This window comes from Mycobacterium sp. (genome assembly GCF_008709575.1).
GTDB lineage: Bacteria > Actinomycetota > Actinomycetes > Mycobacteriales > Mycobacteriaceae > Mycobacterium.
This window is the reverse complement of the sequence record NZ_VYIK01000026.1, coordinates 1-13,057: the sequence shown is the minus strand read 5'-3', so window position 1 is coordinate 13,057 and position 13,057 is coordinate 1. Positions and strand designations below refer to the sequence as shown.

At 68.1% G+C, this 13,057-nt stretch carries 4 protein-coding genes; 2 read left to right on the top strand and 2 right to left on the bottom strand.

Features of this window, described 5'->3' with window-relative positions; translation table 11 throughout:
- Positions 1 to 119 precede the first annotated feature (119 nt).
- Positions 120 to 1,859 (bottom strand): AMP-binding protein, encoded by a 1,740-nt coding sequence (locus F6Q13_RS07900; RefSeq protein WP_293054924.1) that lies wholly within the window; start codon positions 1,857 to 1,859, stop codon positions 120 to 122.
- Positions 1,860 to 2,087: 228 nt separating this feature from the next.
- Between F6Q13_RS07900 and pks2 the strand changes: the two genes are divergently transcribed.
- Both pks2 and F6Q13_RS07890 read left to right on the top strand, forming a co-directional pair.
- Positions 2,088 to 8,465: a sulfolipid-1 biosynthesis phthioceranic/hydroxyphthioceranic acid synthase gene (gene pks2 / locus F6Q13_RS07895; RefSeq protein ID WP_293054868.1), complete on the top strand. Its 6,378-nt coding sequence runs from the start codon at positions 2,088 to 2,090 to the stop codon at positions 8,463 to 8,465.
- A 48-nt stretch (positions 8,466 to 8,513) separates the two neighbouring features.
- Positions 8,514 to 9,188, top strand: coding sequence for an isoprenylcysteine carboxylmethyltransferase family protein (locus F6Q13_RS07890; protein WP_293054866.1), 675 nt, complete (start codon positions 8,514 to 8,516; stop codon positions 9,186 to 9,188).
- Between the two features lie 23 nt (positions 9,189 to 9,211).
- Here the strand turns inward: F6Q13_RS07890 and F6Q13_RS07885 are convergent, their stop codons facing one another.
- On the bottom strand, positions 9,212 to 12,916 hold the full coding sequence (locus F6Q13_RS07885; protein WP_367141263.1) for a condensation domain-containing protein: 3,705 nt from the start codon (positions 12,914 to 12,916) through the stop codon (positions 9,212 to 9,214).
- Positions 12,917 to 13,057: the final 141 nt, after the last annotated feature.

The window sequence follows — 13,057 nt, the reverse complement described above, 5'->3', positions numbered from 1 at the left end:
CCAGCCGACCCACCGGCTGACGCGGGATGCTACTCCCCGCACCTGGTCGGCAGGGCGGGTTTGACACAAGTCGGGGCTAAGGAGGGCTAAGGACCCGGACGAAGCGCCGGGTCGCGTCGTCACGCGTCCAAGCGGGCGAACTGATTGCGCCGGTACTGCTCGACACAGGCCGATCGTTTGATCTTTCCGCTGGTGGTGGTTGGTATCGAGCCGGCCGGCACCAGAACCAGATCCGCCACCCCGAGGCCGTGCGAGGCCGAGACGGCCGAGGTGATCTCCCGCTTGAGGACATCGAAGTTGTGCCTCACCTGCTCCGCGGAGTCGCCCAGCTTCTTGACTTCGATGATCACGACAAGCTGCTCCGTGCCCTCGACGGGAATCGCGATGGCCGCGACCCGGCCCCGCGTTATCTCCTGGATCGTCGCCTCGATGTCGTCGGGAGAGTGGTTGCGCCCGTAGACAATCAAAAGATCCTTGATACGACCGACGACGAACAGCTCTCCGTCGGAGACGAAGCCCAGATCCCCGGTCCTCAGCCAGGGCCCGTGCGGCGTGCCGGGCGACGGCGCGACCAGCATGGCTCCGAACGTGCGCTCGGTCTCTGCGGGTTTCTGCCAGTAGCCCGCGGCGACGTTGTCGCCGTGCACCCAGATCTCGCCGGTCGTTCCCTCCGGACATTCGGCCGCGGTCTCGGGATCGACGATGCGCACGGTAGGTGATTGCCACCGCGGATAACTGACCAGTGGTGTCCCGCCTCCGCTCGAGCACCGCTTCGCGTGACCGGCGGACAATTTGTCGGAGTCGAAATAAACGACGTGCGGCGCTTGGCCCGCGGTGCTGGTGGCCACGTACACCGTTGCTTCCGCGAGCCCGTATGAGGGCCGGAGAACTTTATCCTGAAGGTTGAAGCGCCGAAAGCGCTCAGCAAAGCGTTGGAGAGTAGCCGGGTGTACTCGCTCGGCACCGCTGAGAATGGTTTGCACGCCCCCGAGATCGTATCCTGCCATGTCCTCGTCCGACGTTTTTCGGGCAGCAAGTTCGAAAGCAAAATTCGGAGCCGCTGAAAATGCTTGAGAATGAGTTGCCAGCAATTGCATCCACCGGGCCGGACGCTGCAGGAACGACACCGGGCTGGTGAGCACGCCGGGAGATCCCAGCAGGATCGGCGCGCAAACCCCGAGGACCAGGCCCATGTCGTGGTAGAACGGTAGCCACGATACCAGCGTCAAATCCGGTGGCGGCACTCCGCCGCGATCAGCGAAGTAGCCGGATAGTAGCTGATCGAAATTGACGACCAGGTTCCGGTAGGAGATCATCACACCGGCAGGCTGCCGGGTGGATCCGGATGTGTATTGCAAATATGCGGTAGTTTGGTGAGCATCTTCGCCGGTGTCGGGTCCTGGTGGAGCATCCAAATCCAGCAAATCGACTTCGATGACTGACGGAGCGGATTGCCCGGGCTGTGGCGCAACATGTCGGCTGACCGCCCCCACCACAGCGGATGTCGTGAGAACGGCAACGGGGGCCGCATCGCGCAGTACCGAATCAACGCGATCGTCGCTGACGTCGCCCAATGGAACCGAAAGCGGAACCGCGATCAGCCCGGCCTGTAACGCACCGAGAAAGGCAATGATGTAATCCAGTCCCTGCGGGGCCAATATCACGGCGCGATCACCGGGCGATCCGCAAAGTCTGAGCTCGCGTGCGACGTTCACCGCCCGCCGATGCAGCTGCGGCCAGGTCAGCGTTTGGGCAATGCCGGCCCAGTCCTGCTCGTAATCGAAGAACGTGAATGCCGCGTCATCGGGCTGCAGACTCGCGCGCTCGCGCAACAGAGCCGGAATGGACGTCTCCACCACGCGCACGAGGTTACCGCGCTTGGCGCTCGCTGTTGCACGGTCTTCGAAAAGAGAGGTGCACAGAAAGCCGGCCGGCAGGCGCGCATTACAGAAAAATAACTTCTTCGTCAATAACTGTAATATGTATAATACCGCTGCCCGCTTTTAATGCACGTCAGCGGGATAGGCGTGCCAGATCTGAGTCAAGCGGCGGACCAGGCTGATTAATCGTTGCAGCGAGGAGGCTGGATGACTGCGTTCGGGGCGATGGATGAGCGTGTGCACCGCGTGGCTTCGGCCGACTCCTCGCCCCGCGGCACCGCGCCGGTGACACCGGTTGCCGTCATCGGCATGGCCTGTCGGCTGCCCGGCGGCATCGACTCCCCGGAGCAGCTCTGGGAGGCGCTGCTGCGCGGTGATGATCTGATCACCGAGATTCCGCCCGACCGCTGGAACGCCGACGACTACTACGACCCCGAGCCGGGCGTGCCGGGGCGGTCGGTGTCGAAGTGGGGTTCGTTCCTCGACGACGTCGCCGGCTTCGATGCGGAGTTCTTCGGGATCAGTGAGCGCGAGGCGGTCGCTTTGGATCCGCAGCATCGTCTGCTGCTGGAAACCTCGTGGGAAGCCATGGAGCACGCCGGTCTTACCCCGCAGACCATGACCGACTCGCTGACCGGCGTGTTCGTCGGGTTGACGCATTTCGACTACCAGCTGGTGGCCGCCGATTCCCCGGCCATGGAGGGGCCCTACGGGTTTACCGGCAACACGTTCGCCCTCGCCTCGGGGCGTATCGCCTATACCCTGGGACTGCACGGTCCGGCCCTGACGGTGGACACCGCGTGCTCCTCCGGGCTGCTGACGGTGCACATGGCCTGTCGCAGCCTACACGACGGGGAGAGTGATCTGGCGCTGGCCGGCGGCGCATTCGTGATGCTGGAACCACGGAAATTCCTGGCCGGCACGGCGCAAGGCCATCTTTCGCCCACCGGGCGCTGCCGAGCGTTCGACGTCGCAGCCGACGGCTACGTGTGCGGCGAGGCCTGCGCCGTCGTACTGCTCAAGCGCTTACCCGATGCCCTGCGCGACGGCGACCGGATCCTGGGGGTGCTGCGGGGTACGGCCGCCAACCAGGACGGCCACACCGTGAATATCTCGACCCCGTCGCAGGCCGCGCAGGTCGCGGTGTACCGGGCGGCGTTGGACGCCGCGGGTGTGGATGCCCGCAGTATCGGCATGGTCGAGGCGCACGGCCCCGGCACTCCGGTGGGTGACCCCATCGAATACGCCAGCCTGAGCACGGTCTACGGCGTCGAGCAACCCTGCGCGCTGGCATCGGTGAAGACCAACTTCGGCCATGCCCAGTCGGCCTCGGGAACTCTCGGGCTGATGAAGGCGATCCTGGCGTTGCAGCACGGCGTGGTTCCGCGGAATCTGCACTTCACCCGTCTGCCGGATGAGCTTTCCCGTATTGAGACCAAACTCTTCGTGCCGCAAGAGATTACCCCGTGGCCCGGCACCGCGGGCCAGCCGCGCCGCGCGGCGGTCTCGTCGTACGGGGTCTCGGGAACCAATGTGCACGCCATCGTGGAGCAAGCACCGCAACACTCTGCCGACACCGTCACCGCGGATATCGCGGCCGGCCCGGAGGCACCGGCACCGCTGCTGTTCGCGCTGTCGGCTACCTCGGCCGACGAGCTCCGGCGCACCGCCGGCCGGTTGGCCGACTGGCTGCAGGCCCACGAGGACGTGGCGTTGCCCGACCTGGGCTACACCCTGGCGCGTCGGCGAGCGCACCGGCCGGTACGTACCGCCGTCATCGCCGGCTGTCCGGCGGAGCTCATCAAGGCGTTGCGGGAGGCGGCCGGCGGGGATGCTCCCTATGAAGCCGCGGTCGGGCACGACGATCGGGGACCGGTGTGGGTTTTCTCCGGACAGGGTTCACAGTGGGCCGGGATGGGTGCCGAGTTGCTGGCCACCGAACCGGTGTTCGCGGCCACTGTCGCGCAGGCCGAGCCGGTGATCGCCCGCGAGTCCGGTTTTTCGGTCACCGAGGCGATGACGTCGCCGCAGACCGTGACGGGTATCGACCGGATCCAGCCGACACTGTTCGTCATGCAGGTTGGCCTGGCCGCCACCATGAAGGCATACGGAGCCCGACCGGGCGCGGTCATCGGGCACTCGCTCGGTGAGGCCGCCGCGGCGGTCGTCGCGGGTGCGCTGTCGCTGGACGACGGACTGCGCGTCATTTGTCGTCGCTCGCGGCTGATGTCGCGCATCGCCGGCGCCGGCGCCATGGCATCGGTGGAATTGCCTGCCAAACAGGTGCTTTCGGAGCTCGCGGTGCGCAGCGTCAAAGACGTCGTAGTGGCGGTGGTGGCCTCGCCGCAGTCCACGGTGATCGGCGGGGACACCCAGACGGTCCGCGACCTGGTCGCGGCCTGGGAGCAGCGCGACGTGATGGCCCGGGAGATAGCGGTCGACGTCGCCTCGCATTCGCCGCAGGTCGATCCGATCCTCGCTGAGCTGACCGACGTCCTCGCCGAGCTCGACCCGATGACACCCGACGTGCCCTTCTACTCGGCCACCCTGTTCGATCCGCGCGAGCAGCCGGTGTGCGACAGCAAGTATTGGGTGGACAACCTGCGGCGCACGGTGCGGTTCGCCGCCGCGGTGCGGGCCGCGTTGGAGGACGGCTATCGGGTCTTCGCGGAGCTGTCGCCGCACCCCCTGCTGACCCATGCTGTCGAGCAGACCGCCCGCAGTCTCGACATGCCGCTGGCCACGCTGGCCGGGATGCGTCGCGAGCAGGAACTGCCGCACGGGATGCGGGGTTTGCTGGTGGGCCTGTACAGTGCGGGCGCCGCGGTGGACTTCTCGGTGCTCTATCCCCGGGGGCGGTTGGTGGACGCGCCGCTGCCGACCTGGACCCATCGCCGGCTGTGGCTGAGCCGCGACGGCCAGGAATCCCCGGTGCACGGCGCTTGCACGGTTGCTGTGCATCCGCTGCTGGGTGCGCATGTGCGTCTTCCGGAGGAGCCGGAGCGCCATGCGTGGCAGGCCGAGGTCGGCACTGCCGCCCAGCCCTGGCTGGGTGAGCACCAGATCAACGAGGTGGCTGTGCTGCCGGGAACGGCCTATTGCGAGATGGCGTTGGGGGCCGCGCACACGGTGCTGGGCGAGGGCGCCGAGGTGGCTGACATCCGCTTCGAGCAGGCCCTGCTGCTGGACGGGCAGGTCACGGTCAGCGCCTCGGCGGTGTTGTCGTCGCCGGGCAGCGCCGAGTTCACTGTCGCGACCTATCGCGACGGCGAGCAGGCGCGGCACGTCAGCGCGGTCCTGCAGGCCGCACCGGCGGAGCCGCCGGCTGCCTACGACACGTCGGCGTTACGTGCCGCTCATCCGCGTCGCGAGGACGGCGCCGAGGTGCGCAAGCGCCTGGAGGAGCGGGGTATTCGCTACGGTGCGGCGTTCGGTGGCCTGGGCGCGGTGCACATCGGCGAGGACACTGGCGCCGACCCGGTGACCACTGTGCTGGCCGAGGTCGCGCTACCCGGCCAAATCCGCTCGCAGCACAGTGTTTACACAGTGCACCCGGCGCTGCTGGATGCGTGCTTTCAGTCCGTTATGGCTCATCCGCGGGTGCAGGCTGTCGGTAGGGACGTGCTGGCGGTGCCCGTGGGTGTCGGTCGCCTGCGTGCTTACGGCCCGGCCCGCACTGCGCACTACTGCTACACCCGGGTGACCGCGTGCGATAGCACCGGGGTCGAGGCCGACCTGGATCTGCTCGACGAGCGCGGGACGGTGCTGCTGGCCGTGCGGGGACTGCGCCTGGGTACCGGGGCGGCAGAGCACAGTCCGCACGATCAGGTGCTGGGCGAGCGGCTGCTGAGCATCGAATGGCAGCAGCGCCGGCTTCCCGAACTCCCCCACGACCGTGCCGGATCCTGGCTGCTGATCAGCATCGCCGACACCGATCGGGTGGGCACCGCGTTGAGCGATGCGCTGAGACACCACGGCGCGCAGTGCACCACGATGTGCTGGCCACTGCCCGCCGAGGACGCCGCGAACTCAGAACAAACCCCGGATCAACTCAGAAGTCACCTGCGGGCCGACGGATTGCGCGGCGTGGTGGTGCTCGCCGGACCGCGAAGCGGCGACGGCGAGGATCAAGCCCCGCGACGGGGCCGTGAGTATGTGCAGCATCTGGTGCACATCACCCGCGAACTGGCGGAGATCCGCGGCGAGCTTCCCCGCGTATACCTGGTGACCCGCGCCGCCCAGAGCGTGCTGGCCGGTGACGTGCCCAATCTGGAGCAAGCCGGGCTGCGGGGTTTGATGCGGGTGATCGGCGCCGAGTATCCGCACCTGCACACCACCCAGATCGACACCGACGCAGCCACCGACGCCGAGCAGTTGGCGCGTCAGCTGCTCGGCGGGTCGGAGGAAGACGAGACCGCCTGGCGCGACGGCGCGTGGTACACCGCGCGCCTGTGCCGGGCCCCGCTGCGCCCGGAGGAGCGGCGTACCACCGTGGCGGTTCATGACCGCGACGGGATGCGACTGCAGATCCGGACTCCCGGTGATCTCGAGACACTGGAATTGGTTGCCTGCGATCGGGTTGCGCCGGGGCCGGGACAGATCGAGGTCGCGGTCAGCGCTTCCAGCGTCAACTTCGCCGACGTGCTGCTGGCGATGGGACGATTCCCCAGCTATGAGGGGCAGCTGCCGCAGCTGGGGATGGATTTCGCCGGCGTGGTGACCGCGGTGGGACCCGGCGTGACCCAGCACAAGGTCGGCGATCATGTCGGTGGTCTGTGCGCCGACGGCTGTTGGGCCACGTTTGTGACCTGCGACGCGCGCCTGGCCGTCACGCTTCCGGAGGGGCTGGCCGACCTCGAGGCGGCGGCGATCACCACCGCCCATGCCACCGCGTGGTACGGGCTGCACGACCTGGCCAAGATCGCGCCCGGCGAGAAGGTGTTGATCCACTCTGCAACCGGCGGCGTGGGCCAGGCGGCGATCGCGATCGCCCGCGCCGCCGGAGCGGAGATCTTCGCCACCGCCGGTAGCGAAGAGCGGCGAGAGTTGTTGCGCAACATGGGGATCGAACATGTCTACGATTCTCGAAGCACTGCGTTCGCCGAACAGATCCGCCGCGATACTGACGGGTACGGGGTAGACGTCGTGCTCAATGCCCTGACCGGCGCGGCGCAAAGCGCGGGACTGGAGTTGTTGGCCATCGGTGGACGCTTCATCGAGATCGGCAAACGTGACGTCTACGCCAACACCCGGCTGGGGCTGTTTCCGTTTCGCCGAAACCTCACGTTCCACTATGTCGACCTGGCGTTGATGTCGGTCAGTCACCCGCAACGGGTCGGGGAGTTGCTGCGCACCGTGTACCGGCTCGTCGCAGACGGTGCGTTGCCTCCTCCGAGGCACACCGACTTCCCTCTGGCCGAGGCCGCCACCGCGATCCGGGCCATGAGCGCGGCCCAGCACACCGGCAAACTCCTGCTCGAGGTGCCCCGCCACGGGAGCAGCAGCGTCGTGGTGCCCCCGGAGCAGGCTCAGGTCTTCCGCCGGGACGGCTCCTATCTCGTCAGCGGTGGCCTGGGCGGCCTGGGGTTGTTTCTCGCCGAGAAGATGGCGGCCGCGGGCTGCGGGCGCATCGTGCTCACGTCCCGGTCCCAACCCACGGTCACGGCGCGCGAGACGATCGACCGGATCCGGGCGCTGGGCGCCGACGTCGTGGTGGAGTGCGGTGATATCGCCGAGGCGGCTACAGCGCAGCGGCTGGTGGCCGTCGCGACCGCCACCGGGCTTCCGGTACGCGGTGTGCTGCATGCCGCGGCGGTGGTCGAGGACGCCACACTGACCAACATCACCGACGAGCTCATCGAGCGTGACTGGGCGCCAAAGGTTTACGGTGCCTGGAACTTGCATTCCGCGCTGCACGAAGCCACCGCTGATCAGCCGTTGGACTGGTTCTGCTCGTTCTCCTCGGCAGCGGCGTTGGTAGGTTCGCCCGGGCAGGGTGCCTACGCCGCAGCCAACAGCTGGCTCGACGCGTTCACCCGGTGGCGCCGGGCGCAGGGCCTGCCGGCCACCGCGATCGCCTGGGGAGCCTGGGCCCAGATCGGGCGCGCGACGGCCCTGGCGGAGGGTGCCGGGGTGGCTATCGCCCCCGACGAGGGTGCTTACGCGTTCGAGGCGCTGCTGCGCCACGACCGCGCCTACACCGGCTATGCCCCGATCATGGGCACACCGTGGCTGACCGCCTTCGCCCAGCGCAGCTCCTTCGCCGAATCGTTCCGCTCCACCCGGCACATGGACATGGGCGGCAGCAAACTGCGTGCCGAGCTTGACGAGCTGCCCGTCGAGGAGTGGCCCACCCGGCTGCGGCGTCTGATCTCCGACCAGGTCAGCCTGATCCTGCGTCGCAGTGTCGATCCGGACCGTCCGCTCGCCGAGTACGGCGTCGACTCGCTGGGCGCGCTCGAACTGCGTACCCGCATCGAGACCGAAACGGGCATCCGGCTCACCCCCGGTTCCATCGCCGTGACCACCATTCGGGGTCTGGCAGAGCTGCTGTGCGAAAAGCTGGCGGCCGGGGAAGCCGCCTGACCGCGGCTCGTGCTGCAGGGTGGCCGGCACTCGGACCAGGGCACGCCGATGAAAAGTATTCCTAAAATCGTGCTCTCCGAACTTGTTTGGCTGGTCATGTTCGGCGTGGCGGTGTTCTTGCCGGCGTGGACGTTGGCTTATTGGCAGGCGTGGGTTCTGCTGGCGGTGGTCATCGTGCTGGCGCGCATACCCGGCATCTATTTGCTGTATACGAATCCGGTTGCGCTGCAACGACGGACGCGGGGCGGGCCGCGAGCGGAGACCAGAATGGTCCAAAAGCTCGTTATGGGTGGCTTGTGGTTCTCGCTGGCCGCGATGCTCGTGGTCAGCGCCCTCGACCACCGCTTCGGGTGGTCGAAGGTGCCGACGGCACTCTGCTTGGTCGGTGATGTGTTGGTCGCGGTTGGGCTGGTTTTGGTGATGCTGGTGGTCGTTCAGAACAGCTACGCGGGTGCGACAGTCCGGGTCGAGTCCGACCAGAAGCTTGTCGCCACCGGTCTGTATTCGCTGGTGCGCCACCCGATGTACACCGGAAACGTGATCACCATGGTGGGGATCCCCCTTGCCCTCGGGTCCTACTGGGGACTGGTCTTCGTCGTTTCCGGTCTGACCGTGCTTGCCTTGCGCATCCGCGACGAGGAGGAGCTGCTCGAAGACGAGTTGGACGGATACCGGGAGTACCGGCGGACGGTTCGGTATCGGTTGCTGCCCCGTATTTGGTAGCCGCCGTGGCGGCCGGCCCGGTTTCAGCGACCGTGGGTCGAGCGTGTGGCGGAGACTTTGTCCACGGTGCCGGCCTGGCCGCCCAACTGCTGGCTCAAGCTTCGAATGGACGGCGCGTCGAACAAGGTGACGACCGGGAGTTGGGCATCGAGGGCTGTGTTGATCGCCGCGATCGCCCGCATCGCGGCCAGCGAATCGCCGCCCAGGTCGAAAAACGAGTCGTCGACCCCGACCCGGTCGACGCCCAGCACCTGGGCGTAGATACTGGCCAGAATCTGCTCGACCAAGGTAGCCGGGGCGCGATAGCGACCGCCGTGGTGCTGCTCGGGTCCCGAGACCGCCGAGATCGGCGTTCGGGCCAGCATCGCTCCGTTCGCCCATCCCGCGAGCCGGGGGTGTTCAGCGTGATCGGGCGGGGTGATCGACGACAGCGGTTGGGTGGGGTTGGTGGTCATGGCCACCAGCAGTTGTTGTAGCCGGTCGATGAGTGCCTCGATGCCGGACGCGTCGAACACGCTGGTGTCGGACTCGACCCGAAGACCCAGCTCGCGGCCGGGCAGGACCGCGACCGAAAGGGGGTAGTGGTTGTATTCGCGGTTGGTGAACGCGGTGACGGTCAGTCCGTCGAGGCCGGACAACGCGGCGATGTCGACTGGGTAGTTTTCGAATACCAGCAGCGTGTCGAAGAGTTGGTCGTGGCCGGTGGTGCGGTGGATTTCGGGCAGGGCGAGGTGTTGGTGGTCGAGGGTGTGGTTGTGGGTGGTGTGTAGGTGCTGGAGTAGGTCGGTGGTGGTGGTGGTCGGGGTGATGGTGGCGCGGATGGGTACGGTGTTGATCAGCAGGCCGATGATGGAGTCGGCGCCGTTGAGTTCGGTGGGGCGTCCGGAGACCACGGCGCCGAAGGCGATGTCGTGGTGTCCGGTCAGCCAGGTCAGCAGGGTGGCCCAGGCGGCTTGCAGCACGGTGCTGGTGGTGGTGTGCTGGGCGCGGGCGAGCTCGCCCAGCGCCCGGGTGGTTGGTTCGGGCACCCGGAAGGTGGCCACGTCGCGGCGGCCTTGTCCGAGCCGATCCGGCGGGCCGACCAGGGTGGGGGTGTCGAAACCGGCCAGCACCTGGGCCCAGGCCGCGCGGGCGCTGTGGTGGTCGCGGTCGGCCAGCCAGGTGACGAAGCGGCGGTAGGGGACCGCGGTGGGCAGCCGCTGGTGGTAGTAGCTGGCGAAGATCTCGTGCAGCAGGATCGGCAGCGACCAGCCATCGGCCACGATGTGGTGGTTGGTCAGCACGAGTCGGTGCTGGTCTGCTCGGGTGCGGATCAGCGCCGCCCGGAAGGCCGGCTGGGTGGTGAGGTCATAGACCGCGGCGCGTTCGGCGGCGCAGATCTGCTGGATCTGCTCGTCGGTGTCGGTGTCGGTGTCGAGTTCGAGGTAGCGCCAGGGTGCTGCGGGGTCGGCCGGGATGATTTGCACCGGCTCGTCGAACTGGGGGCAAAACCGGGCCACCAGGTTGGGGTGGCGGGTCACCACGGTGTGCACGGCCTCGGCGAGTCGGTGCGGGTCGAGCCGGCCGGTGAGGGTGATCTCGAGTTGGACCGCGTAGACGTCGTCGCTGGGGTCGGCGGTGCTGGCGTGAAAGAGCAGTCCCTGCTGCAAGGGGGTCAGCGGTAACACGTCGGCGATGTGGTAGTGCTGGTGTAGTTCGTCGATTTGCTGCTGGTTGAGCCGGGCCGGGGCGATATCGGAGGGGGTCAACCCGCCGCCGCCGCGGCGCACGTGCGCGCAGATACCGGTCAGGGCGTCAAACCAGAGTCGGCTTAGCCGGGTGACCTGGGTGGCATCTAGCGTCGAGGGGGCCCAGGTCCAGCCGGCGTGCAGGTGCGGGCCGGTGTCGGTGTCGGTGCCGGTATCGATGGTGGCGGCGTTGAGTTCGACGGTGTGCATCAGCGCCATGGGGATCGCCGCGGCCGCGCTGGTGATCGAGCCGCTGTCGGGGCTGATCCGCCACAGCTCACCGCTGACCTCGGCGGGCGCGCCCAGGCGTCCCAGGTAGTTGAACCCGATCACCGGGTCGGGCCCGTCGAGGTCGACGTGGGGGTTCAGATAGCGCAGCGCCCCGTAGCTGACCCCGTCGGGCAGGGCCCGTAGTTGCTCTTTGAGGTTTTTGATCACCGCCCCCAGGCCGGCTTCGCCGGCCACTACCTGCGCCCAGGACAACTCACCCACACGCAGCGACACCGGGTATTTGGCGGTGAACCAGCCCACCGTGCGGGATACGTCCGCGTCGGGGGCCACGTCGTCGTGGCGGCCGTGGCCTTCGACGTCGATGCCGATCGGCGCGTCGGCGGCGCCGAAAAACTCCGCGCAGGCCAACGCGAACGCGATCAACAAAATGTCGTGGACGCCGGTGTGAAACGCCGCCGGGACCTCCCCGAGCAGCATCCGGGTCGGCTCGGCCCCCAGCGACACCGCCAACGACCCGGCGCTGGCGTAGGTGTCGACCTGCGGACACACCGCCGGTAACACCGCCGGCGCCGCCGCCACCTGCCGCCAGGTGTCGGCCTGGGCCACCACCTCGGGCCGGTGCGCGTAGTCCGCCAGCAGCGCCGCCCACCGGGCAAACGACGTCCCGGTCGCCGGCAACAGCACCGGCTGGCCCTCGCGGTGCTGAGCCCAGGCGATGTTGAGGTCTTCGACCAAAATCCGCCACGACACCCCGTCGACGGCTAAATGGTGCACGATCAGCGCCAACTGACCCGCCGAAGCCACCCACACCGCCGAAAGCATCACCCCGGCGGCCGGGTTCAACCGCGACCGGGCCTCCACCAGCGCCGCATCCGAGAGCACCGCCACCGATCGCAGACACCGGCGCGCATCGACCGCGCCGGCCTCGGGCACCTGCAACGACCACCGCCCGGCCTCATCGACACCGACCCGCAGCCGCAGCATCGCATGCCGATCCAGCAACGCCTGCAGCAACACCACCACATCGGCTTCGCTCACCCCGGCGGGCCCCTGCAACAGCACCGTCTGGTTGAACTGCTCCACCGACCCGTCCACACCCTGCAGCCAGCACATGATCGGGGTGGCCACCAGCGGCCCCACCCCCTCATCGATGAGCTCACCGGCATCCTCGGCCACCCCCACCACCCGGGCCAGCCGGGCCACACTCTGCTCGACGAAAACATCCCGCGGCCGACACACCAACCCCGCCGCCCGGGCCCGCGCCACCACCTGCATCGACAAGATGCTGTCGCCGCCCAGCTCGAAAAACGACTCGTCGACCCCGACCCGCTCCAGCCCCAACACCTGGGCGTAGATCCCGGCCAAAATCTCCTCGACCGCCCCGACCGGGCCCCGATGATGCCGGCCGTCGTGATACTGCGGGGCCGGCAACGCCCGGGTGTCGAGTTTGCCGTTGACCGTCAACGGCACCGCGTCGAGCACCACCACCGCCGCGGGCACCATATAGGCCGGCAACCGCTGGGCCAGCGCCGCGCGCACCGCAGCCGGCTCGGCGGTCCCGGTGATATAGCCCACCAGGCGCTTGTCGCCGGGGCGGTCCTCGCGGGCGATCACCACCGCCTGCTCGACCCCCTCCAGCGCGGCCAACGCCGCGCGCACCTCCCCCAACTCGATGCGATACCCGCGGATCTTGACCTGCTCGTCGGCGCGCCCCACATAACGCAGCTGCCCATCGGGGCCCCACCACACCAAATCCCCGGTGCGATACATCCGCGCCCCCGCCGCCCCGAACGGACACGCCACAAACCGGGTCGCCGTCAGCCCCGAGCGTCGCCAATAGCCGCACCCCGCCCCGGCGCCGGCCACATACAACTCCCCGACCACCCCTTCAGGCTGCGGGCGCTACCTCAG

What these genes read in the sequence shown, in the direction of transcription:
- pks2 (WP_293054868.1), top strand. Translation starts at nt 2,088, where the DNA reads ATGACTGCGTTCGGGGCGATGGATGAGCGTGTGCACCGCGTGGCTTCG.
- F6Q13_RS07890 (WP_293054866.1), top strand. Translation starts at nt 8,514, where the DNA reads ATGAAAAGTATTCCTAAAATCGTGCTCTCCGAACTTGTTTGGCTGGTC.
- F6Q13_RS07885 (WP_367141263.1), bottom strand. Translation starts at nt 12,916, where the DNA reads ATGTATCGCACCGGGGATTTGGTGTGGTGGGGCCCCGATGGGCAGCTG.